Below are 26245 nucleotides of genomic sequence, written 5' to 3' on the forward strand. Positions count from 1 at the left end.
GTACATACACTCCCTGTCATTTGTTGACAGAGACCAACGATTTCCGATACAGTTTCACCCCTTGACTCTCTTGCTAGTAGTGTGTGCAGCGACGGAAATGGTTGGTCTAACAGAAAGCCGATGCTGCGCATCGCATAAAACCCGCTAGAGAATCCAACACGTTATAGAGAGACTGCGGATTAGGAACGTCTGATGAACAGAGAACTTAAGATTTTCTCTGGCAACGCCAACCTTGTGCTTGCCCAGGAGATCTCAGCGTATTTGGGACAAAAACTAGGCGAGGCGACCGTCTCCTCCTTCAGCGATGGGGAAATTCGGGTCAAGATCGATGAAAATGTTCGCGGCGCCGATGTGTTCGTCGTGCAGTCCTGTTGTCAACCGGTCAACGATTCCTTGATGGAGTTGTTGATCATCATCGATGCGTTGAAGCGTTCGTCCGCCAATCGCATTACCTCCGTCATTCCCTATTTTGGGTATGCTCGCCAGGACCGTAAAGATCAGCCGCGCGTCCCCATCACTGCCAAATTGGTCGCCGATCTCATCACCACTGCCGGAGCTGACCGTGTGCTTTCGATGGATCTTCACGCCGGGCAGATTCAGGGATTTTTCAATGTGCCGGTTGATCACCTGTATGCGCTCCCGGTTCTGCTCGACTATATCGTGAAGAAACAAATCAGTGATTTGGTCGTCGTTTCTCCCGATGCCGGCGGCGTGGAACGAGCCAGGGCGTTTGCCAAGCGTCTTCAGGCCAACCTGGCTATCATCGACAAGCGCCGCGAGGGTCCGAACCAAGCCCAAATTATGAACATCATCGGGGACGTCCAAGGAAAGAGCGTTTTGCTCCTGGACGACATGATCGATACAGCAGGGACGATTGTTCAGGGTGCGCAGGCCTGTACCGATCAAGGTGCCAGAGAGGTGATAGCTGCCTGCACCCATTCGGTATTGTCGGGGCCGGCACTGGAACGGTTACAGGCTTCGTGTCTCTCGCAAGTGGTGGTGACCAACACGATTCCGCTGCGAGGGAAAGAGTTGGCCTGTCCGAAGTTGCATCAATTGTCGGTGGCGCCTTTGTTGGGCGAAGCCATCAGACGGATCCATGAAGATGAATCGGTGAGTTCACTATTCGCCTAAGCCGTTATCGACTGGGCGCAGCGTGGAGGACGGAGGAAGACCATGAAATTCGATTTGACGGCGGCAGTCAGAGAACAAGCGGGGAAAGGAGCTGCGCGGTCTATGCGGCGGGCTGGGAAAATCCCGGCTGTGCTCTACGGTCAAGGAGAATGTCTCTTGCTGACCGTCAATCCTGAGGCACTAATTAAGATTCTCAAATCGCAGGCGGGCAGCACCGCGCTGATTTCGCTCACGGTGAATGGAGCTGAGTCCAAGCAGAATCGCACGGCCCTCTTACGGGATTATCAAGTCGACCCGGTGACGGGGGTTGTCCTGCACGCGGATCTTTTTGAGATTTCCATGAGCAAGCCGATTCGGGTGAAGGTTCCGATCAAAGTCATCGGCGGTGTCCCGGCCGGCGTCAAAGAGGGCGGTGTACTGCACCACAACATGCGCGACGTGCATGTCGAATGTCTTCCAGCCGCTCTGCCTGATCATATAGAGGTTGATGCGTCGACATTGACTATCGGCAGCGGTATTCATGTGAAAGAAATCGGAGCTCGCGAAGGTGTCCGTTTCTTGGACGATCCCGATCAGATGGTGGTCAGCGTTGCGGCACCGATGTCGGATGCCAAACTCGAAGCGTTGCTCACCAGCGGTGCAGGAGCAGCAGGGGAGCCGGAAGTCATGGCAAAAGGCAAGGAGGTGGCTGGGGCTGAAGGTGCTGCTGGTGCCGAGCCGGCCAAGGCCGGTGCTGCAGTGCCTGCGGCGGAAGCGAAGGCCGGCGAGAAGAAAGAAGCTGCAGCCGCTCCCAAGGCTGAAAAGAAAGAAGCTGAAAAGAAGAAGTAACGTTGCACCTGCTCGTAGGGCTGGGCAATCCTGGAAAGGCCTATGCTCAGACCCGTCACAATGTCGGCATGTGGGTCATCGAGCGGGCAGCCGCTCGATGGTCGATCCGACTCTCACCGCGCGGCACAGCACAACGAGGTTCCGGGAGACTCGGACGGGAATGGGTCGAGCTGGCCGGACTACTCGACTGGATGAATATTTCCGGCCCTCCGCTGAAAGGTCTCCTGGGAGAACTCGAACTCACCGCCAACGAACTTATCATCGTGCACGATGACCTGGATTTAGAGCCGGGGCGGCTGCGGATCAAGTTGGCTGGTGGCCATGGCGGACACAACGGGATCAAATCCATTGCGGAAGCGCTTGAGACTCCACAATTCGTGCGATTGAAAATTGGGATCGGTCGCCCTGCTCCAGGCCAAGATTCCGCCGACTATGTTTTAGAGCCCGTGATGATGGATGAGATGGCCGTTTTTGAGCCCTGTCTGGAGCGGGCAGTGGATGCACTGGAATGTGTGATTCATCGTGGATCTGAAGCGGCAATGAACCAATTTAATGTCAGAGCGAAGGCGATGGACGAAGGGGAGGGCGCGAACTAATGGGCCTGTGTTGCGGCATGATCGGTCTGCCCAATGTCGGTAAGACGACGGTCTTCAATGCGCTGACCGGCGGCGGCGCGCTGGCGGCGAACTATCCGTTCGCAACCGTTGACCCGAACACCGGCATCGCTCTGGTGCCGGATCCCCGCCTCATCAAACTAACGGAAATCTTCACCTCGAAAAAAACCACTTATAGCACACTGGAAGTGCGAGACATCGCCGGTCTCGTCGAAGGGGCCAGCAAAGGGGAAGGGCTCGGCAATCAATTTCTTGGCCACATTAGAGAAGTAGATGCTCTCCTTCACGTGGTCCGCTGTTTTCAGGGTACCGATGTTGTTCACGTTAGCGGCGGGGTCGATCCGCTCCGTGACATCGGCGTGATCGAAACCGAACTCATGTTGTCCGATCTGGAGACGCTTGATCGTCGGAAACAGAAGACGGAAAAAAAAGTCCGGGCCGGTGACAAGAAAGCTGCGTTTGAAGTGGAGTTTCTTGCCAAGCTCATCGGATTGCTCGACAAAGGCGAATGGTTGGGAAACCGGGAATACACCCTGGAAGAACGGGTTATCCTCAATGAATGTCAACTACTCGCGGCGAAGCCGGTTCTGTTTGTTGCAAACGTGTCCGAAGGTAAAAACGCGGACGACACCATGGTGCAGGCGGTGCGCGGGTTTGCTGCGAAGCGCGGGGCCCGGGTCGTCACCATCTGTGGACAGCTGGAAGCCGAACTGTCGTCATTGCCTGAGAGCGAACGGGCGGACTTCCTGAGCGAAATGGGGCTGACCGAATCGGGGCTTGTCCGATTGGCGAGCGAGGCCTATACCCTGCTTGACCTGATTACTTTCTTCACCGCCGGCGAGATTGAATCTCGTGCCTGGCCGATTCCGAAGGGCACTAAGGCACCGCAAGCGGCTGGTAAGATCCACTCCGACATGGAACGGGGCTTTATCCGCGCCGAAGTCTATCACTACGACGATCTGCTGGCTTGCGGATCGGAAGCGAAGGTGAAGGAGAAGGGATTGTTCCGACTGGAAGGCAAGGACTACGTCATCAAAGAAGCAGACATCGTGTACTTTAGGTTCAACGTTTAGCTACTGTCCAGCCAATACCGGGGAATTCCCCAGTATCATCGTCATCCGGCTTTCAATACGATAAGTGCAGCTGTATTTCTTCTCTAAAGTAGCATCTATGTGATCTAATCTATTATTAGGTTGAAAATGGCAGATGTATTGACCATCGTTCGGTTGTGGACGACTTCTTTCTTCTGCTTCGTAGGCCTCAGCGCTGGACTAAACTGGTGTTGCACGCCAGCGATGTCTTTTGCCGCCGCGCCCTTCCAAGAAAACCATCCGGTGGTTTCTCCTCCAACGATCGATAGTGTGTGGGCAACTGATACGAAGAGCGACAAGCTCACCGCCTACAGCCCGATGTCTCCCGGGGGAAGGGACGCGTGCTTTTCGATCGATGACCGAATGGAAGACCGACTTGGGCCACTAGGGTTTGATCGTGACCGCACCTTGCCCTTCCCGTTGACGATGGTTTGCGTCGGGTTGTTGCCCGCGGTCGATGAAATTGGCTGGGCGGGGTATGAAGCACGAGGGGACCATGCGAGGTCCGTCGGGAACTGGCCTGAGGCTGAAAAAGCATACGGGAAGGCTGTTGAGCTATTGGATCGAACCAGCGACAAGGAAGTCAACCAAGACCTGGCGGCTCTCCTCAATAAATTGGGCGCCGCGCGGTTCAAACAAAACGACTTCGTCGGCGCTGAGACGGACTTTCTCCGGGCACTGACAATCTACACGCTCACGCACGGATCCGAGGATCTTCATGTGGCCGATACGCTGGATCTGGTCGCAAGCGCATTATACGAACAGCAGCAAAGCCATGCATTAGCCGGTCCATTGTTCTACCGCGCATGGGTGATTCGAGAGCGAACGTTGAGGCCTGACCATCCTGCCATCGCGGACAGTCTCCATCACTTGGCGGTCAGTTTATATTCCGACAATGTATCACTCGCGATGCCCTTGTTTCTCCGTTCGAAGGCGATCCGAGAAAAGGTCTTCGGCCACGACCATCCGTTGGTGGCGAATTCGCTCGACGCGATGGCCCGGCTGTATGAAACGCATGACCGCAGAGATCTTGCGATCCCGCTTTATCAAGAAGAGTTGAAGATCCAGGAAAGGATATTCGGACCAAACGCCTCCGAGACGCTGCCGGTCCGTTCCAGTTTGGAGATGGCTCATGGAGGGAAGGACTCTTTCCACAAAGCTACGAATGGCCGAGAGTGAGAGCTCGGAAGAAGGCTCGTACTCGCTTGACACACCGGGCCGTCGGTTGGAACAACAGCCGTTCCATCGTCTGTCTGAGCAACTTGAACTTTCTGAGTGGACGAGACCGCCTGTATAGCCACAGTATCAGTCCTGCGTCGATGATCCGCCCAGTGAAAACATTGTGTGGATGACGCTCGATAACGTCTCGTAGGCTGCCGTCGCCGTTGCACCATTACCGAGCCGAACGCTAAAATAGTGGGCACCGCGCTACCTGCAGGGTTATGCCCGAGCCTGAACCCCGAAGAATAGGTCTGGAGTCATGAGAAACCCACCGGCCTCGCACGCTGATCGCTGCAGAAGGGCAAGCGCCTAGTCGACCGCATCATCCCACAACTTACAGACCCAGGCTGTTTCGTACCTCCTTCACTCTGGGTCAGTCACGTTGGGCCGCTAGCGTGGCTTCGCCCATGAAAGGGGCGCGGCGGGCAAGTACTGACTTGACCGACGCCTTCAAGATGAGCGATTCTCTTGCCTCACTTTCTCGTCGTCACTCCTAAGCTGTTACTTAGGTGGAACCAATGTTCGACTCGCTTGCGAATACGTTTGCGCTGGAAGGAATCGCCATCTATTGGGGAATTGGCCTGCTCTTTTTCGCGGCAGAATATTGGTGGCCCACACGTCCGATCCCGTATCTTCAGGTGCTCCTGTCGGATGTGGCAGCCCTCACCACCTATCAGATCTTCTTCGTTTTTGCCGCACAGGTGACGAACCAAATCCCGTTTCCTCACTACTCCTACTGGCGGTGGCAGGCGCTTCCATTCGGTTTCAAGCTGGTAGTGTTCTTGTTCGTCCTCGACGGGATCGCTTACTGGATGCATCGACTGTGGCATACGTCGTGGGGTTGGCCCATCCATCGATGGCACCATTCACCCACCGAATTATACTGGCTGGCCGGTATCCGAGCGAGCTTTCCCCAAATCGTCCTCGCCAATATTCCTTATCTGCTGGTGTTCCCACTCATCAAACCGGTGCCCGCAGCATTTTTCCCGATCTATGGCTATATGTTGGTCCTCACCAACAACTGGATGCACATGAACGTCACCTGGGAATCGCGAAAACTGGAGTGGCTCTTCGTCACGCCTCGTTACCATCGCGTGCACCATTTGAGAGAGATGGGGAGGACGGGGGCGAATTTCGGGGTCCTGTTTACCGTGTGGGATCGACTGTTCGGAACCTATGTTGATCCCGAGCAGGTGGATTTGACAGGGCCTTACGGGATTTCAGAGACAGTCCACCCCGTCCGCATGGCAGTCGGGGTCTAGGCCGCGACTCGCCACGGTGTGTAGTAATCGGCCAACACAAACATTCCCGGCCCCTTTGGTTCTTCTCAACCAGGAATGCGCCGTCCGAGGAATGTCCGCTCGCGTTCGTGTGGCTATCGGCAACGGCTGTTCGTGCCGGCGCGGTCGAGGAGGTACGGCTTGCCCACTTTTAACACCTCAGGTAGAGTAAAGAGCATGATAACGGTTGGGCACAGACGTGAGCGACCGATTGCCGGGCAGGCCGATGGAACCTTGCTGGCAGAAGGGGCGAGCTTTAGCGAGGTGATCGCACATTTGGCCAAAAGTACGTTTATTCCGAAAGGGGTGTACCGTTTTCGATCACACAAGGACGCGAATCAACAACAGGAAGACTGCTTGGCGCAGGGCATAGGACGATTAGCCGCCGAGCGAGCGTGATGGAAGAGTGCAGCCGACCCGCTACGCTCGACGACCTCAAAACCCTCTTACGTTCTCTCAATCAACATCACGTCGACTATTTTCTCAGCGACGGCTATGCGCTGGCGGCTCATGGCTACCAACGCGCAACGACCATATTGATATTGTGGTTCCGGCTTATGCCGCGGCGGGAGAACGAGTCAAAGATGCTCTGTTGATCCTGCCGGATCAAGCGGCCAAGGAGATCGAACCTGCGTGGTTCGAAGAGGGTGAAAATATTCGGGTCGCCGATGCATTTGTCGTGGACGTCATGCTGAATGCCAACGGCCAGACCCATGAAACGCTTCAACCGTACGCCGAAACAATCGAGTTCGAAGGCATTCCTGTGAGCACCATCAATCTCGAAGGACTCCTGCTCACCAAACAAACACTCCGTGAAAAAGACCTGCCGGACCGCATCGTCATAGAGCGTGCGCTGGAAGTCATGCGTGCGTCACGTACCATAACCGAATCCAGATAACTCAGGTTGGCCTATGGCTCCTTTTGTTGTTGCTGATCACGCAAGGGTTCCGCGCAAAAAACTACGGTGGGACGCAATGAGGGGAGCAGTGGCTGGAGAACAGGACGGGTGCCTGGAACAGTGAGTTGCCAGATCGAATCGGCTCTCCTGCGCTGTGCACGGTTCAAGATCCGACCCCAACTTTCTCTGTGACCATTTTTTTGCAGGCAGACCATTCCCGGCCGTAACTTCCTCGTCGCTCTGCGCCTCTACGGCACGTGCGTCGAGTTCTTCGACGAAGAGCGGAAGCCGGTTGACCTGGTGGAGGTGAAGAAAGCCTTCGGAGATTCATCCACTCCCGCGCGTCGAGCCGCGCGATGAAGCCTGTCCGTCCTTGCGATCGTGATCCGCATCCGCTTCTTGATCTCAAGACAGGCGCGGTGGTAGAGAGTTCTGGTGCTTGAATCCATGGAACGACTTGCTGCTCAACTCTCGCCACTCACCAAATTTGCTATCGCCATCGGCTGCTTCGTGCTGCTGCCCAGGCTCATGGAACGCCTGCGGCTGCCAGCAGTGCTCGGCTTCATCATCGCCGGCGTGCTCATGGGGCCGAACGCGATCGGACTAATCAGCGCGGACGGGCCGGTGATCGCCTTGTTCGCGGAACTCGGCAAGCTGCTCTTCATGTTCTTCGTCGGCTTCGAGATCGATCTCGACGAATTCAAGAAGTCGCGCAATCGCTCGCTCACCTTCGGCGCGCTCACGTTTCTCATCCCGTTCGCCGCCGCCGTCCTGCTCGGCCGCGCCACGGGCAACGATTGGAACAGCGCGCTGCTCGTCGGTTCGCTCATCGCGTCGCACACGCTGCTCGCGTTCCCGATCCTGCAGCGGCTCGGCCTCGCCCAACATCCTGTGGTGACGACGGTCGTCGGCGGCACCATCTTCACCGACATCGCCTCGATGCTCGTCCTGGCCCTGACCGTGAGCGTGCACCTCGCCGGATTCTCCTGGGGACTCCTCGGCGTGGAGGTGCTCGAACTCGCTGTCTTTGTGACGGTGGTCTTGCTGTTTGCCGGGACGCTGGCGCGGAAGGCGATCGTCCGCTGGGGTGACAAGCCGGAGTTGCGCGTGATGATCATGCTGGTGGTCATCACGGTCTGCGCGGAGGGCGCCAGCCTGATCCAGCTCGAAGGGATCGTCGGCGCCTTCCTCGCCGGCATCGCGGTGAAACGCACGGTGCGCGGCAAGTTCGCCGTCGAGCAGCTCGAAGTGATCGCGCAGACGTTGTTCATCCCGGCGTTTTTTCTCGCCACGGGTTTCCTCGTGAATTTCCATCTGCTTGGCGAAACCGCCATCACCCGTCCGGGGCTGGTGCTCGGCATCATCGGCGTGCTGGTCATCGGCAAATACCTCGCCGCATGGTTGACCACGCGTGCCTTTGGGGGCACCCGCGCACAGATCAGTCTCGTGTGGAGCCTCTCCCTCCCGCAGATGGCCGCCACGCTCGCCTCCGCCGTCGTCGCCTACAAGACCGTGAACGCCTCCGGCACACACCTGCTAGACGTGTCGTATGTCAACGCCGTGCTCGTCCTCGTGGTCGCGACGTGCGTCGTCGGCCCGATCCTTGGCCAGCGCTATGGCCAGCAGGTCAAAGACGAAGCGGAAGCAAAGCCCCTTCCCGCATCACCCTCAGCTCCGGTCAGCGAACCCGCATGAATCCAACGCCGCAGGTAGGACCAAGATCCGATTGGGTGCTGACGCGTCAAGAAGTGGGGGTTGAATCTTGGTGCGCCAGCAAAGCTTGGGAAAGGGGGAAGCTCCGTGAACCGAGAGCGGAAACCTGTCAGTGGCCCCCAGCAGGACCTCAGTCCTGCCCGGCAACGGAAGGGCATCCAGCCGGAAGCGAGTCTCGCATGGCGATGGGGCAACCCATCCTGCGAAGCGTAGACAGCGAGTGTGCAGGCCGTGCGATTGATCCCCGAAAGGACCTCCCCACGTACTCGAAAGAAAGCGGGGTCTTACATTGTGCATTGCTGGGCTTTCTCTGGATTCAGGATGCATGGATCGTTGAGTAGTGCAAGTCCACGGTGTGTCCGATCTCGGACCTACGGTGTGCGAAGCCATTTGCTCTTCACGACTCTGGAACAGCAGTCCGCGCCTGATCGTATTGCCATTTATCCAGGGCCCCCGGTCAATTCACCCAATCTGTGATGGAGGTGGTTATCGGTGTGGCCTGTGTTCGATAAGGAGAACCGGCTGATCAATTCGTCTCGTGTGGCTTGAACTCTCTGGCTCCATGAATGAAGCCGAGCACATACACCGTGCGGTCCTGAATTTCATAGAATAGCCGGTAATGTTTGATGCAGAGTTCACGGATGAACGGGTTCTGAAGTTCAGGGACGATCCGACCACGCTCCGCGAGTGAGAAGAGCGAGTCGGCGGTATTCAGGACTTCTTCAAGAAAGGCCAGTGCTGAGAGGGGAGCGTCTTTGGCGATGTAGGCGACGATGTCGTCGAGTTCGTTTCGTGCGTTGGTTGTCCAGATTACTTCACGCCGTTCTTTCGCCACTTTGCGCGTAACTCTTGCTTGACCTGATCGTGGCTTACGGTTTCACCTTGTGCGACTTCCGCTCTGCCGCGCTCGATCGTTTGTAGCACATAGAGATGGTACTGGATGTCGTCCAGCGAGCAGTCGTCAGGCAGCTTTCCCACAAGGTCTAGAACGGCTTGTTTTGTGCTCATTCGAGCGCTCCTTAATGGAAGAAATTGTATGTCAGGTCACCGCTGAAAGCAATCACGCCATACAGATCTCGAATTCCATTGCGTCTATGCCAAGGCCTCACCCCCGGTAAGTAATCGCTACGATTGTTTGCCGGGCTCCTGAAGGATCCTCAGCCAGTACCGGGTGTGTTTGAGTTCGCCGGTTTTTTGGAGCGCGCCCAGTTCGACCAGGCTCTGTAAATCTCTGGTGGCGGTGGCTCTGGACGTGTGGGTGATTTTGAGATAGTTTTCTGCGCTGAGACCACCTTTGAACCCGTCCAGTCCCTCCCGAAACATGCGTGTCAGTACTTTGTCCTGCCGTTCATTGAGCTTGCCACGCAGTCGATCATACAGCCTGGTTTTCGCAATGAGAAAATCGATGAGGCGTTGGGTGTATTGCTGTGCTTCCAGGACGGTTCGTGTGAAATAGCTGAGCCAGTCTGTGATGTCCAAATCCTTATTGTTGTCCTCAAGTGCTGCGTAGTAGGCCTTCCGGCTCCGGCAGATCGTCTGAGACAGCGCAATGAGCGTCGGCCTGCCTAGGGTCTGGGACAAGGCCTTCTCCGACAGCGCCCGCCCAATCCGTCCATTGCCGTCTTCAAACGGATGGATCGATTCGAAGTACAGGTGTGCGATGCCTGCCCGAGCCAGTGCAGGAAGCGGATGCTGTCCTTCCGGTGCCGTGTGGTTGAACCACTCGAGAAACCTGTTCATCTCCATCGAAACCCTGTGCGAGGGTGGCGCTTCAAAATGAACCCTGGGAGTTCCGATGGGGCCTGACACCACTTGCATCGGATTCTGGGTGTTCCGGTACGCTCCGATGGTAGTCAGGTCCCCCCGTCCACGCATCAGCATCGCGTGCCAGCCGAACAACTGTTCTTCAGAAAGCGTGGTACCGGCGTGCTGATAGAGATCGGACATCAGGGCGGCAATGCCTTGTTCAGCGAGAGGGATCTTCCTGTTATCCGTATCCAGCCCGAAATTTCGGCGAATGGACGATTGCACGGAGTCGCGGTTGAGTATTTCCCCCTCGATCTCCGAAGTGGTGACGGCCTCGTTGCTGATGAGATCAATTGTGAGCTGTGACTGATCTCCCTCCGTGAGATGTTTGATGGCGCCCTGAACCATTCCCGCTTCATGGATAAAGTGGGTCTCGTTTGGAGTAAAAGTCTGCCTGTCATAGGTGAAGTTCGGCCACTCGTCTTGCTGCCAATTCCATGTCATGAGCGATAGACTCCTCTCGTATAGCTCATAATAGACGGATTGCATGAGTTATAGAAGGGTTTCCTATAACTCATGAGGGACGAAACCGTCAGCATATTCATGTCGGGTCAGTCGGTCAGGAACGTCGCCCGTTGTCGGCTCTAGGAGTTGGAGATCCAGCACAGTCAGTGTGACGACGCCGAAGCTTTCTTCCACCAGTCCATTGACCACGTACGGCTGGTTTGGTGAAAGCAGATGACAGCAACGGCGGTAGATCTCGGGGAACAGCGTGACATCGTAGAGGGCTGTGACATCTTCCAGGGTGATGAATTCCATGGTTTGGCCATACTTGGTCTCAGCCGATTTCTCTGTGATCAGCAAGCCGACCATGGTGATACGCCGACCGACGAAACGATGCATTTGGGAGGCTGGCACCGGGCGGAGCCGTTCGATCTGCTTGCGGTAGAGAGTCAGAGGATGGCGGCTGGCCAGACAGCTGAACGATTCAATCTCATGGGCTCGCTTCTGAGCGGCGGAATAATCGTCCGGTACCGGCAAACGACTTGAGGCGAAATCATTTCCCGCATACAGCCGCCACATCAAGGCCGGCCTTGTCAGCTCACCGGCGATGGAATCACAGCAGCCGGCGCGGACCAATGCTCTGGCATGGGAGGGCTCCGGCTTCACACGCCGCAAAAAATCTTGGAACGAGCGATAGGGGCCGGCTTTCGTCCGTTCCTCGACGATTCCCACGCCGAGGTCTTTCGGGATTGTCTTCACCTGCATCAAGCCCATCCGTAGCCGTTCGCCTTCACCGTGGTAAGCCCAATCGCTTTCGTTGATGTCCGGCAGGAGGACCGCCAGTCCCATGCGTCGGGCTTCCGACACATAGGCAAAAGTCGAATAAAAGCCGCCTTGGTTGCTGATGACGGCGGCGATGAATTCCGCCGGATAGTGGGTTCGGAGGTACGCGGACTTGAACGACACCTGCGCATAGCTGGCCGAGTGGGGTTTGCAAAAACTGTAGCCGGCGAAACTCATGATCATCTTCCAGATGCTATGGATCGTCTTCGGTGACGCGCCATTTTTTTCGGCACCCCGGAAAAACTGCTGATAGTAGTCTTGCAGTTGCTTTTGTTTGTGCTTCTTGCTGATGATCTTACGAAGCTGATCCGCATCTTCAACAGAAAAGTCCGCTAGAGCCATCGCCACTTTGGTTACGTCCTCCTGATAGACCATGATGCCGTGTGTTTCATCCAAAACTCCTTTCAGCTTGGGATGTCGGGATGGACACGAGCCTGCATGCGCTCGTCGGATAAACTCTTCCACGAAGGGAATAGTCGCAGGCCTGACCAAGGACGAGACCATGACGAGATACTCGAAAACATCGGTCACTGCGCGGCGGTGCGGTGGCATTCCCAGCCACAGTTTTCTCAACAAGAGACGTGTAGCGGGTGATTCGATGTAAAAGCAGCCGATCGTGTCACCACGTCGGATCGCGTCCTGCGTGGCGACATCGTTGAGCGGGTTCCAGGTTTCATAGTCGATCGTCCGGCCCGTATGTTTGGCGATGGCCGCAAGAGCATCTCGAATCACAGCGAGTGACCGGTTGCCTAGGATATCGATCTTCACGAGCCCAGCGTCCTCCGTCTGATCTTTTTCCCACTGGATGACGGGTAAGCGTTTGGCTGTGTATTCCACCGGCACGTAGCGCCGGATCTCATCCGGTACGATGACGACTCCGCCGCAGTGTATGGAGAGATGGCGGAAGTGTTTCTGTGCTTTCAGCGCCAAAGCAAGGATCTCAGGCCAGGGGGGAGGCAACTGCATGGTCTGTGACAACCGATGGAGCCATTGCTCGTTGGTCGGTGGAGTGGAAAAGCCGAGGAAGTCCTTTTGACGCACAACGTGTGAAGATATCCTGCCGATTTCTTCAGTCGGCATTCCGTACACCTTTGCGACTTCGCGGATGGCTGCCCGGAAGCCGAGGCTGTTTTGGTTTGCCACCATGGCGGCTTGGCGATCGCCGTACTGTTCGAACACCCATTTCAAAACGTTGTCGCGCTCGTCCCATGCAAAATCGATATCGATGTCCGGTGGATCTTTCCTGCCTGGATTGAGAAACCGTTCGAAGAAGAGATGATGCTTGATCGGATCGACATGAGTGATGTGAAGGCAGTACGAAACGATTGACGCCGCGACTGAACCGCGGCCACAGGTGGTCCGTTTTGACGTCGTCACAATTTCCTCCACGACAAGAAAATAGCGAGCGAAGCGTTTCCCTCGGATGATCGCCAACTCTTTTTCAATCCGGTCACGGATCTCTTGCGTGATGACGCCGTATCGACTCTGTGCGCCGGCATAGGTCTTGTCTTTGAGCGTCAAAAATGCTTCTTCATCGGTCAGCCGACGAAAGGCGGGAAAGATCGTCTCGCCAAAACGCCAGTCGCTGTGACAGGCCTCGGCAATGCGGAGGGTATTTTCCACTGCTTCCGGAACGTGAGGAAACTGAGATGCCATGAGCGCGGGTGGCATCAGCCATTGCCTATGCGTGCAACAAGCTTCTTCCGGCAGCCGTGACAGAGTCTTGTTGAGGGCGATGGCACGCAACAGACGATGGGTGGCAAAGCCATTCGCATGAGAGAAGTACACGCGATTGGTGGCGACAGGCGGCAAACCGGAACGGCGGCTGAAGAGAAGGGCATCATGCATAGCCGGCCCTGGTGTCAATTCGACATAGAGGTCTTGCCGCGATTCTTTGGCCCAGACCGTAAGCGCCGTTTCGTCGTCCGTGAAGACGATGAGACCATCACGATAGCGTGAAACGGACGTGAAAAAGTCGAACGATGGATTGCAATGTCTCTGCGACAGCACCTGACAGAGGTTGGCATACCCGTCTGGTGTTTTGGCCAGCAAAATCGCCCGATGATCATCAGTGGTCAGTTCAGCGCCGAGAACCGGCCGGAGCCCCAGTTGCTTCGCCTGCTCGACAAAGCGGATCGCTCCGTACAATCCGTTCGCATCGGTCAAAGCCATGGCCGGCGATCCTTGTCGCTGTGCCAAAGCACAGAGTCCTTCCAGTGACGACACCCCGCGCATCGGTGAATAATCCGAATGGACATGGAGATGGACGAATTGGACAGCCGTCATCGTAACGTCCTTCCCCAGGACAGGGCTTGTTCGCCGAATTTTGCGCGAATCTGATCCAGAGCCAGCGAGAGACGGTGAGAACGGGGAGGAGTTATGGATTGCGACTCATCGAAGAGCAAAAGTTGTCGGGTGGGTGGTTCCAGCCGACTGACCTGAAGGATCAGCCTTGTGAGACGTACCCGGCGGCAGAAACATCGGTAGAACAGGTCTGTCAGCACTGGCTGGAGATCGACTTCCCAGTAGGTGCTGTGGGGCAGCGTCTTATGAGCGGTCTGCTCGATATGGTCGCTATGACGAACTGTCAGCGAGATGTGCCGGCACATCCGTTGCTGTTGCCGCAGCGTGGCGCAAAGCTGCTCCAATAATCGGTACAACCGGCCCTGCAAGAGTCGATCATCCACTTCATCCGGATCGAGGAGGACGGACCGTTCGATCACAGGCTGAGCGATTACTGGGTGTACCGGAGAAGGATCGATACCCAAGGCCCAGTCGTGTAACGTATAAGCAGGAGTACCGATGGCGGCTTGTAGGTGTGCTAATGAAACAGAGGCAATCGCGCCGAGTGTAACGAGGTTTAAATCCTCTAGCCGTTGTATGACTCGTGAGGTGTGGGTCCGGCGAAGACCGGGAAGCAACATGGTCGGCAACGGAGCGAGGAACGGCTGTTCGGAGCCAGGATGGATCGACAACACTTGAGGTGCCTTGGTCAGCGTGGATGCCGCCAACTGCGAGACGAGTTTGTTCTCCGCCAGTCCGATCGTACTCGGCCATCCCTCCTGATGAATCAATTCTCGACCGATGCGGGTTGCGGTATCGATGGGAGGGCCGAGGAGTCTGGTTGTGCCGGTGAGGTCCAGAAAGAGCGAGCCGGGCCTGATCGATTCCCAAGCCGGTGCAAAGGACGAGATACGCTGTTGCAGCTCACGATGGGCGGCTTGCGTAAATGATGAATCGGGCGGAATCATCCGCAGGCCGGGGCAGATCAGCCGTCCTAGATCTACGGGCATGCCAGGCTGAATGCCTTCACGAAACGCCTCAGTGGAAATCTCTCGGATCAACGCGCGCTGCGTATGCGTCGGTGCGACGGCCACCGGCCTGTTCCGCAGCGCGCTGTCAGCGGCACGGGCCAGCACGATTCTAAAGGCAGGAATCTGTAGGCAGACAATATGACGATCCATGGCAAGTCAAAGTAGTAACCGATGGTTACATCAAAATAGATCCCCGTCAAGTACGTAGGAAAGCTGGGTCTAGATTTTGGTCGTGGATTCCGGGCTATGAGTGGAACTTCGGCGATGTGAACCCACGGTCCATAGATGAGCGACCTCCGGGCATTCGACGATCACTACGAAACGACAGGCTCTTCGGCCCTGATGTCCTCATGTGATCGCGCGGTATCAGGTGGTCGGATGACCGCGAACTTTGCCTTGTTCGTGGTCATCCTCTGGATGGACCGGCTGGTTTAGTCGATTTGTCAGGTGAATTTCAATCGGCCTGGCGGTATCCAAATGGACATCTCGCTGGGGATACGAAAGGGAAATCCGTTCGTCGCCCAGGCTTTTTTCGATCATGAACCGCAAGTCGCTGCCGACCAGTGCTGGGTTGACCCCGGGAGCGAACGCCACCCAATAGTACAACGTGAAGATAAGTGCATTGTCTCCGAAGTCTTCTAACAGGACCAGCGGCTCCGGATCCTTCAACACCAGTCCGTGCTGGACGGCTGCCTCGCTCAACAGGTCGCGGACCCGCTTGACCGGCGATCCATAGGCGACTCCGACCTTCAGGGAGAACCGCCTTGTTCGATTGGAGTAGGTCCAGTTGCTCAGATTCCGCTCCAAGAGGTTGCTGTTGGGTATATGCATCTCCATGCCGTTGCCGTCACGGATCGTCGATGAGCGGAACCCGATACTCCGGACCTCCCCCACGACTCCGTCGATCTCGATCAGGTCGCCTACGCGAAGCGGTCGCTCAATAAGGACCAACAGACCGCTGATGAAGTTTTTGAGCAGATTCTGCGTGCCGAAGCCGATGCCGATCGCGAGCGCTCCGCCAAGGAAGGCAAACACCGTCAACGGAATCTTGGCCCAGACCAAGCTGACGATCAGCACGACGGCGAACAGTATGGCGAACGTCCACTTGCGGAGGATGTCGGCCAGGGGTTCTTCCATCCGCAGCCGCCGAACGGCAAGACTTTGTACAAACTTGGCCATGGCCGCGGACGCCCAGTATCCCAGCATCAACAACAGGATGGCCCGAAACATTTTCCCGATCGTCACGCTCCGTCGGCCGCTGATGGATTGGCCGTCGACCTCGATCGTGTCTTCAACCGCGAAAAGCTCGAACTCCCAGATGTTGGTCAGTGTGCGTGAAGCACCGGTGAGTGATGCCTGCAGGCGAGCCGAGAGCGGAAGCGCTTCCTCCTGTTGTTCGAAACGGGTTTTGAGCAATTCGAGAAGGCGATTGAGCTGTTGTGAGCGTTCCAGTCCGCGATGATAGTATCGCCCCCGTTCTCGGTAGCGGTCTACGAGGGGGCGTAACCGGGCGACCTCCGCTGGTGTCGTGGCATGTTTCAGCCGCGTTTCCAACGCGCCCTCCTGTCCCGAGGTCATGTCGATCTGCTGCCCGATATAGTCTCTCCAGGTCCTGGCCTCTTGGAGGACCGGCGCCAAACGTTGAAAGGCCTCGCGGGCTTTGGTTATGTCGCCCTCGCTCACGACCGCAAACCGGCCTTCCCAGATCCGGCGTTCCATCTCCACGGTATCCAACATATGCCGCAACATCTCGACGCGGATATCGGTGTTTTCCGATTGCACGCGCCCCAACTCGGCGCGGTCGATCAGCAACGAGTGGGTGACAGCGGCTTTCGGGGATTCCTTGCCGCCCGGGGATGGAGTCGTCTTGGCACCATTGAGCCTTGTGACCGCTTGGTCGTGGGCACGATGGCTGGCGCGCTGGTCTCTCAGCGCCAGATCAAGCTCTGCCTCCAACCCAGTCCGTTCCGTCTCGAGTCGCTCCCGAACCTTATCCAAATCCTGTGTATTAAACCGTTGCTCTGGCTCGGCCCGAGCAAGCTGCCGCTGCGCGAAGGCCAGTCTGGATTTCGCTTCGGCCAGTTCCTCCTGACGAGCCTTCACCGACTGAGTCAGCATGGCGGCTGAGGCGGCCATGGCGCGGCTACGCAGGTGAGCCAAGTCGCGGAGCCAGGTGAGTCGAGTCGTTTGGGTCTGATCCTTGACCATTTCAAGTTGCTCGGTAGCCAGTCGCAATCGTTGCTCGGCGGCCTTGAGCGCTTCCTCACTACGCTCAGCGGCACGAATCGTGGCGGCCAGCTTGGACTCAAGCAGCTCGACTGTCCGTTTCAGGGATCTGGTACGGTCTCGGAGGGAATCGACGATGAGGACGGAGTATGGGGGCGGATCAGGAAAGTCCGTCCACTCGCGGTTCTCTCGTTCCACTTGCTCACGGCGCGTGCGCGCCTGCTGGAGCTTTTGGGTATCTTCAAGCTGCTGCTCGTAGGCACGGGCCAACTGGTAGAGGAAGGAACGGCGCTCCAGCAATTCGTTTTCGGGAGTGCCTGATGGAGCACCGGCCTCCAATGGACCGGATGTGCTGATCGAATTGAGGTCCGCCTCGGCCGCAGTCAACCGTTCACGCAATTGCCTGATCTGCTCTTCAGGTGATGGTGGGTCTGGGGCGGTGGGCTTGCCGGCCGCATTGCCGCCACCGGAAAGGCTTGGGAGACGAACCGGGGATTGGGCCGGGGCGACGGAAGGCGACAGGAGCAGGAGGACTGATATGATCACCGGCCACCTTCGCATGGCTCCAACGTACCTCCTTATCCCTCCCGTCCGTCAAGTGGGATCAGGCATGAGTGTTGACTTACGATCACATGCAGGCTGTGAAAGAAAGAATGAGTAACAAGGTCCCTAACTTCTTCCTCCGAACATCCTTCCGTGCCTTGTAAATCACCTATCGACACATTATCCTGCTGCCCGTACTGTTTCTGACCGCGACGGCGGCCCGGCCATGGACAGCCCCACTACTGCGCTCCAACGCGACTTGATCTTCATCAGTTATAGCCACCAAGACAAGCAGTGGCTCGATCGGCTGCAAATACTCCTGAAGCCATTCGTCCGTGACAAACAGATCAGTCTGTGGATCGATCCCTACATTCAAGTGGGCGATCGGTGGGAACGCAAGATTGACGAAGCCTTGAATCGAACGAAAATCGCCGTACTGCTGGTCAGCCCTCACTTTCTCGCATCCGACTTCATCGCAGATGTCGAGCTGCCGGCCATTCTAAATGCCACGGAACGCGGCGACGCAGTCCTTTTCTGCGTGCCGATCAGCTCGGTCCCCAAATCGCCCACACTGATGAAGTTATCGAAGTACCAGTGGGCCAGGGGCACTGAGGAGCCATTGGGACTCATCCCGGATGAGGAAATACGAAACAATGCCTTGGTCAAGATTGTCGACACACTCGTGACGGCGGTTCCCTTCCCTGTTGCTCCGATTCCATTCGTGAATGAGAAACAAACTCGCATCGGCCAAAAGGGTCAAGTCAACATGAGCGCCGCAGTGGCATCGATCACCAAGCAGATGGGAAGGTTGTACGGCGTTCCTGCCCAACGGCCGCATTTCATATCAAGGCCAGAGGAGCTGAACCGGCTCAAAGTCGCCTTGCTAACAGAAAACAAAACGGTAGTCGGCATATCCGGCGCAGCGTCAAAATTCGGCCTTCATGGGCAAGGCGGCATTGGCAAGTCGGTGCTGGCCATCGCTCTTGCGAATGATGACGAAGTTCGTCAGGCTTTTCCGGATGGGATCTATTGGATCACCTTGGGTCAAGCACCCGATATGCTTCGCTTACTGGACGGCCTGATTCAGGATCTCACCGGAAAAGAAACCGACCTTACCGGTGTAGAACCATGCAAGAAGCTGCTCAGGGAACTGTTTGAAGGGAAATGCTGTCTGCTGGTGTTGGATGATCTCTGGCGATATGAAGACGCGCTGGCGTTCGATACACTGAACGCAGGGTCCAAGCTCCTGATTACAACCAGGGATGCCACCCTCCTCACCGCGATCGGCGCCCATGAGGAACGACTCGATCGTGTCAAGAAAGAGCTTGCGCTAGAATTGCTCGCCCAGTGGTCCGCTCAGTCTCGTGCATCCCTTCCTCACGTCGCTGAAGAGATCGCTGAACATTGCAGCCGGATTCCACTGGCCCTGGCGCTCGCCGGCGCGCGCGTGCGAGACGGCATGGCCTGGGACGACCTGAGAAGCGCTCTGGCACGCGGGCATCTTGAATTCCTCGACCATCCCTACGGCAGCATCTTCAAGTCCATGAGATGCAGTGTCGATGCATTACCAAATGACTGGCGCCAACGGTATCTCGAACTCGCAATCTTTCCGGAGGATACGGTCATCCCAGAACCGACCGTTCACAAGCTCTGGCATCAGACCGGAGGCCTCGACGCAATACAAGTCAAAAGCCTGCTGAAAACCCTCGAACGAAAAGGGCTAGTGTATACCGGACAGAATCAACGGGAAGCCGGCCTGTCCTTTCATGACCTGCAGCAAGATTTCCTGCGACTGATCGCCGAGGATTTGCCCAGTCTCCATGCTCAGTTCCTGCAGGCGTACCGAGACAGCCTTGCCAACGGAGTCACGGCACAGCAAAGCCCGTGGTCTCGACTGCCAGCCGATGATCGGTACATCTGGTCATACCTTGCCCATCATCTGACCGAAGCCGAATGCTCTGATGAGCTGCACGCGGTAGTCCAGGATTTGCACTATCTCGCGAAGAAGATCTTTCTCCTCAAAGTGTTTAGTGCGGAAAGCGATCTGGTGACGGCCGAAAGGATGAAGAGCAATGCAGCGATCGAGGCCCTTCGTCGAAACCTGGCTCAATCTGGTCACGTACTGACTGGCTTTTCCCAAATGGACGATCTATTGCGGACTCTCTACACGCGACTCCGCGACGATCCAGCTTTGGCATCCATAGCAGACCGGTTTGAGTCCAGTGCCGACATCTCCTTCCTCAAACCGCTCTGGCCCATGCCCGATCGGCCACATTCTGCGCTCCTCCGCACCCTCGAAGGCCACACCGGCGGGGTCACGTGCTGTGCGGTCGATCCGCAGGGCAAGTGGATAGTCTCCGGCGCCGACGATGGCACGCTGCGCCTCTGGGATGTCGCCTCCGGCCACGTCCTCCGTACCCTCGAAGGCCACACCGACTGGGTCCACGTGCTGTGCGGTCGATCCGCAGGGCAAGTGGATAGTCTCCGGCGCCAACGATCGTACACTGCGCCTCTGGGATGTCGCCTCCGGCCACGTCCTCCGTACCCTCGAAGGCCACACCGGCGGGTCCGCTGTGCGGTCGATCCGCAGGGCAAGTGGATAGTCTCCGGCGCCAACGATCGTACACTGCGCCTCTGGGATGTCGCCTCCGGCCACGTCCTCCGTACCCTCGAAGGCCACACCGACGGGGTCACGTGCTGTGCGGTCGATCCGCAGGGCAAGTGGATAGTCTCCGGCGCCGGTGATGGCACGCTGCGCCTCTGGGATGTCGCCTCGCCCAACTCGATTCTTGTCATCCGTGTCGATGATTACCCGTCACACATTGCCTGCTTCCCCTCTGGAACAGGGATCGTCGCCTCAGGAGGGAAAGGTCTTTATCTCTTCGAGCTCAAGCCAGGCATGCGACCGACGGACGGAAAGAGGTAGCCCCAATCCGTAAAGGGACAAATCGGGGTCAGCATGACTTATCGCGACCGTGACGAACCGGGCGGGGATGGCCTGACGCCTGGCGCAAAGTAAAATCTTGACGCAGTCTCGCTTAGCCGGAGATTAGGGATGGGCGGTGATTCATTGACAGTGTGAGAAATCTTGTGCTACGGTCCACCGTTCTTGCGCCGAATAGGCACCCTACACCTCGCTCCCGACTGGTTCGGGGGCCTTTGTCCAGGAGGATCGCTGCATGGAGCTCTACGAGTCTCTGTTTATTATTCGTCCGTCCGTCTCTGATGAGGAGACCAAGGCGCTCATCGACAAGATGAAGAACGTCGCCGATAAGACCGGCGCCCAATTCATCAAAGCTGAAAATTTAGGAAAGAAAAAACTCGCCTACGAGGTGCGTCGCGAGCGGAAGGGTACCTACGCCTATTTCTACTTTAAGGCCCCCAACAACACGGTCGGTGAGCTCGAACGGGCCTATCGATTGGAAGACAATATCATCAAGTTCTTGACGGTCCATCACGAGAAGCCCTTGGTGGAGCGGCGTCCGGTGGAAGCCTCGACACAGGAGTCGGACGGTGGCCGGATTTAACAAAGTCATACTGATGGGGAACCTTACCCGTAATCCTGAGCTCCGGTATACTCCGAGCGGGACACCGGTGGCGAGTTTCGGCTTGGCGGTGAGCCGTCGGTTTAAACAGGGTGAAGACCTGAAGGAAGAGGTCTGCTTCGTCGACATTGTGGTGTTCGGCAGACAGGCGGAACATTGCGGGCAGTATCTCAGTAAAGGCAACGGGGCGATCGTCGAAGGTCGGTTGCAGCAGCGCCGATGGGAAACGGAAGACGGCCAAAAACGCAGCAAGCATGAAGTGGTCGCGCAGACCGTGACGTTCATGCCCAAGCGTCAAGATGGTGGGACTGGTGCGGAACCTCCGATGCACGATGAGCCCGGCTATGAGATGAGTGAAGAAGGTTAATGACAGGAGCATGAGGAGGCAGTGATGGATCGAAGCGAAGGCGAACGTGGCGGAGGCGGAGGGCGGTTATTTCAACGGAGACGTCCTTGCCGATTTTGTTTGGATAAAGTGCCGATCGACTTTAAAGACGCCGGGCTCCTCAGGAATTTTTTGACGGAGCGAGGAAGGATCGTTCCGCGCCGCATTTCCGGGAATTGCATGCGTCACCAGCGTGAACTGACGGTGGCCGTCAAGCGGGCTCGGCATATCGCCATCATCAGCTTTGCCGAGGAGCGATAGCGAACGTGATCGTCGATCTCGAGGCACCGGGGTGGGGCAGCGGCACGCCGCCGAGGATGACCATGGATGTATTGACACCGAAAATCGCGGACATCACGGCAGCGGGTATCTCATTGTCGGGGGACCTGACGGGAGAAGAGTTGGGACTGACGGATACGGATGTGTCCATCCGCGGAACCATGGCAGTCGGGCTGGATCTTCGAGCGATTGAACGGACCATCTATGTGACCGGAGTCGTGGAAGGAACAGCGGTCCGCCAATGTGTGCGGTGCCTCAAAGATTTTGGCGATCCACTGGCGTTTTCGTTACGTGTGGCCTATGAGCGTGAGATCAAAGCGGCGAGTGCCGTGGCAAAGCGAGACGATCCACGGAAGAGGAACTCGGCAGCACCGCCGGAAGGCGAAGCAGAAGAACAGAACGACGATCTCTACTACTTTACGGGTGATCATCTGGAATTGGGGCCGATGCTGCGCGAGCAATTGATTCTTGCTTCTCCCATGCACCCGCTCTGTTCCGAGGACTGCCGCGGACTCTGTGCCCGTTGCGGGAAAGATCTGAATGAGGGCCCCTGTCGTTGTGGTGAAGAGCCGACGGGAAGCCCGTTTCAGGTGCTGCGCACTATGAAGGACAAGCTGAGGGACCTTGGTGAGCGCTGAGCAGTGGTTCGAATCGAGCGGAAGAAGGAGTCATCATGCCCAATCCCAAACATAAACATTCACGGGCGAGGCGCGACAAGCGTCGTACCCAAAAGCTGCGCATGACCCCGCCTGGGATGGCGGTGTGCCCCCAGTGTCACGAGTTGAAGCTGCCGCATTATACCTGTTTGAATTGCGGCACCTACAAGGGCAAGGCGGTCATTCAAGTCGAAGAGGCGTGAGCAGGTCGTACAAGTCGGTCCATTGCGCGAGTTTCCCAGCACGTCTGACGTGAGCCGAGGGGGCGACGCGTGTTCAGCCGGTTATTCCAACGCCATCCGTGAGTACGCCATCTCGCATGAAGATTGCGCTCGACGCAGTAGGGGGCGACCATGGTCCCGCACCCTGTGTCGAGGGCGCTTTTCAGGCGGTGAAAGAGTGTGACGTCGAGGTCATTCTCGTCGGCGACCAAACCACCCTGAACCAGGAGCGAGAGCGACAATCTTGTCATGATTCCCGTATCTCAATTCGGCATGCATCCCAGGTCGTCGAAATGCACGAGTCGCCCGCCGTCGTCGCTCGGAAAAAGCGGGACTCGTCGATCTGGGTTGCGACCGAGTTGGTCAAGCATGGCCATGCGGACGCAGTCGTGAGTCCCGGCAACACGGGGGCGAGCATGGTGGCGTCGTTCTTTGTGTTGGGCCTGATGAAGGGAGTGGAGAGACCGGCGATCGCCACCAGCCTGCCGACGTTGAGTGGGGAAGCGATCATGCTCGATGTGGGGGCCAACGTCGACTGCACCGCCAAACATCTCGAGCAATTTGCCTTGATGGGCAATGAGTATGGGAAGCATCTGCTCAGAAAACCGAATCCTCGTGTCGGCCTTCTGAGCATCGGCGAAGAAGACAGCAAAGGCAACGAAGTCACCAAAGAGGCGTTCAAGCTCCTCAAAGGCAGCTCGATGAACTTTGTCGGGAATGTCGAGGGCCGCGATGTGTACAGCGGCATTGCCGATGTCGTTGTCTGCGACGGATTTATCGGCAACGTCGCCCTGAAGATTTCGGAAGGTGTGGCCGAGATGATCAAGCGACTGTTGCTGAAGGAAATCTCGGGCCACTTCCTTGGCCGACTTGCCTATCCCTTGATTTCCGGGCCGCTCATGAATCTGAAACGGAAAATCGACTATGCCGAATTCGGCGGCGCCCCGCTGCTGGGCGTCAATGGGATCACGATGATTTGTCATGGCCGATCGTCTGCCAAGGCCATTAAGAATGCGATCCGACGAGCGAAGGGCATGGCTGAGGGCGGCGTGCGCGAGCTGATTCAGCGCGATATTGAAGAAAGTCGCTCGCGTTCATCGATGGAACTGGACTCATGAAAGCCTGGATTGCCGGAACCGGCTCCTACGCGCCTGCCAGGGTTCTGACGAATGCGGATCTTGAACGGATGGTCGCCACCTCTGATGAATGGATTCGAGAACGGACGGGTATCCGGGAGCGTCGTATCGCAGCTGCTGGAGAGGCCTGTTCGGACTTAGCGGTTCAGGCCGGGAAGCGGGCTTTGACTGCGGCCGGTCTGGCGGCGACCGATCTCGACATGATTTTGGTCGCCACCTGTACGGGTGACTATCCGCTCCCCGCAACGGCCTGTCTCGTCCAGCATCAACTCGGCGCGACCAAAGCCGCGGCCTGCGATCTTTCGGCTGCCTGCTGTGGATTTGTCTACGCGCTTTCGGTGGCGGATGCGTATGTGAAGAGCGGGATGCGCCATGTCCTGGTGATCGGATCGGAGGTGATGTCTGCCGTCATCGATTGGACGGACCGGAATACTTGCGTACTGTTTGGGGATGGGGCCGGCGCAGTCGTCGTCAGTGCTAGCGATGGAGAACGGGGGATCCTCTCTACTCACCTTCGATCCGACGGTGCGCTCTGCGAGTTGATCATGGTGCCGGGAGGAGGCTCACGTACTCCACCATCCGAAAAGGTCCTCGCCGAGCGGTTGCAGTACATTAAGATGAAAGGGAACGAGACGTTCAAAGTTGCGGTACGTACCCTGGAAGACATTGCCCGCACGACGTTGTCAGCGAATAACCTCCGGATAGAGGATCTTGACCTCTATGTGCCGCACCAAGCCAATATGCGAATTCTGAAGGCGGTGATGGAGCGGCTGGGCCTTCCGAGCGAAAAGGTGCTCCTGAATCTCGATCGTTACGGGAACACATCTGCTGCATCCATCCCGATTGCCCTGGATGAAGCGGTTCGCGAAGGTCGCATCAAGGATGGCTCATTGGTGATGCTCGGAGCGTTTGGGGCAGGATTGACCTGGGCCTCATCGCTCATCCGATGGTAGATGCGTATCTCTTGGAGATCAAGCGGGATGAAAGCCTGGACTCCGTTTGATTGCGAGAAGGCGGGGGCCTGCGAAAACTTTTTCCCGTTGACTTTACATAGGATTTCGAAGATATCTAACGCCCCATGACTCTAGGAATCGGACTTGTTTTCCCCGGACAGGGGTCCCAGTCGGTCGGGATGGGGAAGGCGCTCTACGACGCGCATCCTTTGTTGAAACCCATCTATGATGAGGCTTCGACGGTCCTGGGGTACGATGTGGCCGAGTTGTGCTTTGTCGGACCGGCTGAGCGACTTAATCGAACAGAATTCACCCAGCCGGCCTTGCTCGTGAGCAGCCTGGCCGCGTTGAAACTGTTTGAGCCGGTCGGGGTCAGGCCGCTGGCGGTGGCGGGTCATAGTTTGGGCGAATACTCCGCGTTGGTTGCGGCAGGCGGTGTATCTTTTCGCGATGCCGTTGGTCTGGTTCAGAAACGAGGACGCTACATGTCTGAAGCCGTGGCTCCGGGAGCCGGACTTGTCGCCGCCCTGTTGGGTTTAACGGCCGAGACAGTCAAGAGCGTTTGCCGTATGGCGTCGCCCGCTGGAGTGGTCGCGGCGGCAAACTTCAACTCGCCGGGGCAGGTGGTCATCGCCGGTGAAAAGGCGGCAGTGGAGCGGGCGATTGAATTGGCCAAAGCGCAAGGCTGTAAAAAGGCTATCCCGTTGCCGGTCAGTGTGCCGGTTCATACTCCGTTGATGCAGCAAGCAGCCAATCGATTGGCAAAGGATTTAGCCATGGTTCGGTGGTCGGACCTCAACGCCCCGCTTGTGAATAATGCCGAGGCGAAAGCGATCAACCGGGCACAGGAGATCCAATCGTCGTTGGTCCGTCAGCTGCCCTCTTCAGTACTGTGGGAGGATACCGTGCAGACGATGGGAAGGATGGGCGTCACAACGTTTGTAGAAATCGGCCCTGGTACCGTGTTGACCGGCTTGATCAGACGAATTCTGCCTGAGGCGAAACTGTTGAATGTGAACGATCCGAAGTCGTTGGACGAGACCGTCAAGGCGGTCAGTTAAAGCCGGACTGTCCAGGCGGAAAACCAGGTGACGAACTCCCCATCAGCCTGTTAA

Annotated in this window: 24 protein-coding genes; 18 read left to right on the forward strand and 6 right to left on the reverse strand. The window is 57.1% G+C overall.

The features are described from left to right. Window positions 1-192 precede the first annotated feature (192 nt). The 9 genes from P0119_21465 to P0119_21505 all read left to right on the forward strand — a co-directional run bounded on the left by P0119_21465 (window position 193) and on the right by P0119_21505 (window position 8761). The gene (locus P0119_21465) at window positions 193-1134 is read left to right on the forward strand and encodes a ribose-phosphate pyrophosphokinase (GenBank protein MDF0668627.1); all 942 of its coding nucleotides are present in this window, start codon (window positions 193-195) and stop codon (window positions 1132-1134) included. Between the two features lie 42 nt (window positions 1135-1176). Then, window positions 1177-1962: a 50S ribosomal protein L25 gene (locus P0119_21470; GenBank protein ID MDF0668628.1), complete on the forward strand. Its 786-nt coding sequence runs from the start codon at window positions 1177-1179 to the stop codon at window positions 1960-1962. Between the two features lie 2 nt (window positions 1963-1964). Next, window positions 1965-2558, forward strand: coding sequence for an aminoacyl-tRNA hydrolase (gene pth / locus P0119_21475; protein ID MDF0668629.1), 594 nt, complete (start codon window positions 1965-1967; stop codon window positions 2556-2558). Beyond that, window positions 2558-3649: a redox-regulated ATPase YchF gene (gene ychF / locus P0119_21480; protein MDF0668630.1), complete on the forward strand. Its 1092-nt coding sequence runs from the start codon at window positions 2558-2560 to the stop codon at window positions 3647-3649. Before pth ends, ychF begins: the two co-directional genes overlap by 1 nt. A gap of 222 nt (window positions 3650-3871) precedes the next feature. Then, the gene (locus P0119_21485) at window positions 3872-4846 is read left to right on the forward strand and encodes a tetratricopeptide repeat protein (GenBank protein ID MDF0668631.1); all 975 of its coding nucleotides are present in this window, start codon (window positions 3872-3874) and stop codon (window positions 4844-4846) included. Window positions 4847-5406: 560 nt separating this feature from the next. Further along, window positions 5407-6150, forward strand: a complete 744-nt coding sequence (locus P0119_21490) for a sterol desaturase family protein (protein ID MDF0668632.1) — start codon at window positions 5407-5409, stop codon at window positions 6148-6150. Window positions 6151-6345: 195 nt separating this feature from the next. After that, window positions 6346-6567, forward strand: coding sequence for a hypothetical protein (locus P0119_21495; protein ID MDF0668633.1), 222 nt, complete (start codon window positions 6346-6348; stop codon window positions 6565-6567). A 7-nt stretch (window positions 6568-6574) separates the two neighbouring features. Next, window positions 6575-7066 carry a hypothetical protein gene (locus P0119_21500; protein ID MDF0668634.1) on the forward strand — a complete coding sequence of 164 codons (492 nt, stop codon included), beginning with the start codon at window positions 6575-6577 and terminating at the stop codon, window positions 7064-7066. A 447-nt stretch (window positions 7067-7513) separates the two neighbouring features. Continuing rightward, window positions 7514-8761, forward strand: coding sequence for a cation:proton antiporter (locus P0119_21505; GenBank protein MDF0668635.1), 1248 nt, complete (start codon window positions 7514-7516; stop codon window positions 8759-8761). Window positions 8762-9305: 544 nt separating this feature from the next. On the opposite strand, the gene P0119_21510 is transcribed toward P0119_21505, so the two are convergent. The 6 genes from P0119_21510 to P0119_21535 all read right to left on the reverse strand — a co-directional run bounded on the left by P0119_21510 (window position 9306) and on the right by P0119_21535 (window position 17958). Further along, a complete protein-coding gene (locus P0119_21510; protein ID MDF0668636.1) occupies window positions 9306-9614 on the reverse strand; it encodes a type II toxin-antitoxin system RelE/ParE family toxin in 309 nt (102 codons plus the stop codon). After that, window positions 9590-9787, reverse strand: a complete 198-nt coding sequence (locus tag P0119_21515) for a hypothetical protein (protein ID MDF0668637.1) — start codon at window positions 9785-9787, stop codon at window positions 9590-9592. Before P0119_21515 ends, P0119_21510 begins: the two co-directional genes overlap by 25 nt. 117 nt (window positions 9788-9904) lie before the next feature. Beyond that, window positions 9905-11029 (reverse strand): Fic family protein, encoded by a 1125-nt coding sequence (locus tag P0119_21520; GenBank protein MDF0668638.1) that lies wholly within the window; start codon window positions 11027-11029, stop codon window positions 9905-9907. A gap of 63 nt (window positions 11030-11092) precedes the next feature. Next, the gene (locus P0119_21525) at window positions 11093-14158 is read right to left on the reverse strand and encodes a DNA polymerase III subunit alpha (GenBank protein MDF0668639.1); all 3066 of its coding nucleotides are present in this window, start codon (window positions 14156-14158) and stop codon (window positions 11093-11095) included. Then, window positions 14155-15336, reverse strand: a complete 1182-nt coding sequence (locus tag P0119_21530) for a hypothetical protein (protein ID MDF0668640.1) — start codon at window positions 15334-15336, stop codon at window positions 14155-14157. Before P0119_21530 ends, P0119_21525 begins: the two co-directional genes overlap by 4 nt. A gap of 216 nt (window positions 15337-15552) precedes the next feature. Then, entirely contained in the window at window positions 15553-17958 is a 2406-nt protein-coding gene (locus tag P0119_21535; protein MDF0668641.1) for a mechanosensitive ion channel, read from the reverse strand. A 223-nt stretch (window positions 17959-18181) separates the two neighbouring features. Between P0119_21535 and P0119_21540 the strand changes: the two genes are divergently transcribed. The 9 genes from P0119_21540 to fabD all read left to right on the forward strand — a co-directional run bounded on the left by P0119_21540 (window position 18182) and on the right by fabD (window position 26191). Beyond that, entirely contained in the window at window positions 18182-20881 is a 2700-nt protein-coding gene (locus tag P0119_21540) for an NB-ARC domain-containing protein (GenBank protein MDF0668642.1), read from the forward strand. Between the two features lie 253 nt (window positions 20882-21134). Next, complete coding sequence (gene rpsF / locus P0119_21545; protein ID MDF0668643.1) at window positions 21135-21482, forward strand: 30S ribosomal protein S6; 348 nt, start codon at window positions 21135-21137, stop codon at window positions 21480-21482. Further along, on the forward strand, window positions 21469-21867 hold the full coding sequence (locus P0119_21550; protein MDF0668644.1) for a single-stranded DNA-binding protein: 399 nt from the start codon (window positions 21469-21471) through the stop codon (window positions 21865-21867). The genes rpsF and P0119_21550 overlap by 14 nt, the downstream gene beginning before the upstream one ends. A gap of 24 nt (window positions 21868-21891) precedes the next feature. Then, complete coding sequence (rpsR, locus tag P0119_21555; protein MDF0668645.1) at window positions 21892-22146, forward strand: 30S ribosomal protein S18; 255 nt, start codon at window positions 21892-21894, stop codon at window positions 22144-22146. 5 nt (window positions 22147-22151) lie between these two features. Continuing rightward, on the forward strand, window positions 22152-22802 hold the full coding sequence (locus tag P0119_21560; GenBank protein ID MDF0668646.1) for a DUF177 domain-containing protein: 651 nt from the start codon (window positions 22152-22154) through the stop codon (window positions 22800-22802). A 35-nt stretch (window positions 22803-22837) separates the two neighbouring features. Next, window positions 22838-23023, forward strand: a complete 186-nt coding sequence (rpmF, locus tag P0119_21565) for a 50S ribosomal protein L32 (GenBank protein ID MDF0668647.1) — start codon at window positions 22838-22840, stop codon at window positions 23021-23023. 116 nt (window positions 23024-23139) lie between these two features. Then, on the forward strand, window positions 23140-24159 hold the full coding sequence (plsX, locus tag P0119_21570) for a phosphate acyltransferase PlsX (GenBank protein ID MDF0668648.1): 1020 nt from the start codon (window positions 23140-23142) through the stop codon (window positions 24157-24159). Further along, window positions 24156-25130 carry a ketoacyl-ACP synthase III gene (locus P0119_21575; protein MDF0668649.1) on the forward strand — a complete coding sequence of 325 codons (975 nt, stop codon included), beginning with the start codon at window positions 24156-24158 and terminating at the stop codon, window positions 25128-25130. The genes plsX and P0119_21575 overlap by 4 nt, the downstream gene beginning before the upstream one ends. A 125-nt stretch (window positions 25131-25255) precedes the next feature. Further along, window positions 25256-26191: an ACP S-malonyltransferase gene (gene fabD / locus P0119_21580; GenBank protein MDF0668650.1), complete on the forward strand. Its 936-nt coding sequence runs from the start codon at window positions 25256-25258 to the stop codon at window positions 26189-26191. Window positions 26192-26245 lie beyond the last annotated feature (54 nt).

Source organism: Nitrospira sp. (genome assembly GCA_029194665.1).
GTDB lineage: Bacteria > Nitrospirota > Nitrospiria > Nitrospirales > Nitrospiraceae > Nitrospira_D.

Bases quoted from the DNA above. Each gene is read 5' to 3' on its own strand.
- fabD (MDF0668650.1), top strand. From the start codon at position 25,256: ATGACTCTAGGAATCGGACTTGTTTTCCCCGGACAGGGGTCCCAGTCG.
- P0119_21525 (MDF0668639.1), bottom strand. From the start codon at position 14,158: ATGACGGCTGTCCAATTCGTCCATCTCCATGTCCATTCGGATTATTCA.
- plsX (MDF0668648.1), top strand. From the start codon at position 23,140: ATGAAGATTGCGCTCGACGCAGTAGGGGGCGACCATGGTCCCGCACCC.
- ychF (MDF0668630.1), top strand. From the start codon at position 2,558: ATGGGCCTGTGTTGCGGCATGATCGGTCTGCCCAATGTCGGTAAGACG.
- P0119_21490 (MDF0668632.1), top strand. From the start codon at position 5,407: ATGTTCGACTCGCTTGCGAATACGTTTGCGCTGGAAGGAATCGCCATC.
- P0119_21485 (MDF0668631.1), top strand. From the start codon at position 3,872: ATGTCTTTTGCCGCCGCGCCCTTCCAAGAAAACCATCCGGTGGTTTCT.
- P0119_21505 (MDF0668635.1), top strand. From the start codon at position 7,514: ATGGAACGACTTGCTGCTCAACTCTCGCCACTCACCAAATTTGCTATC.
- P0119_21575 (MDF0668649.1), top strand. From the start codon at position 24,156: ATGAAAGCCTGGATTGCCGGAACCGGCTCCTACGCGCCTGCCAGGGTT.
- P0119_21465 (MDF0668627.1), top strand. From the start codon at position 193: ATGAACAGAGAACTTAAGATTTTCTCTGGCAACGCCAACCTTGTGCTT.
- rpsR (MDF0668645.1), top strand. From the start codon at position 21,892: ATGGATCGAAGCGAAGGCGAACGTGGCGGAGGCGGAGGGCGGTTATTT.
- rpsF (MDF0668643.1), top strand. From the start codon at position 21,135: ATGGAGCTCTACGAGTCTCTGTTTATTATTCGTCCGTCCGTCTCTGAT.
- P0119_21530 (MDF0668640.1), bottom strand. From the start codon at position 15,336: ATGGATCGTCATATTGTCTGCCTACAGATTCCTGCCTTTAGAATCGTG.
- P0119_21495 (MDF0668633.1), top strand. From the start codon at position 6,346: ATGATAACGGTTGGGCACAGACGTGAGCGACCGATTGCCGGGCAGGCC.
- P0119_21540 (MDF0668642.1), top strand. From the start codon at position 18,182: ATGGACAGCCCCACTACTGCGCTCCAACGCGACTTGATCTTCATCAGT.
- P0119_21515 (MDF0668637.1), bottom strand. From the start codon at position 9,787: ATGAGCACAAAACAAGCCGTTCTAGACCTTGTGGGAAAGCTGCCTGAC.
- rpmF (MDF0668647.1), top strand. From the start codon at position 22,838: ATGCCCAATCCCAAACATAAACATTCACGGGCGAGGCGCGACAAGCGT.
- P0119_21520 (MDF0668638.1), bottom strand. From the start codon at position 11,029: ATGACATGGAATTGGCAGCAAGACGAGTGGCCGAACTTCACCTATGAC.
- P0119_21470 (MDF0668628.1), top strand. From the start codon at position 1,177: ATGAAATTCGATTTGACGGCGGCAGTCAGAGAACAAGCGGGGAAAGGA.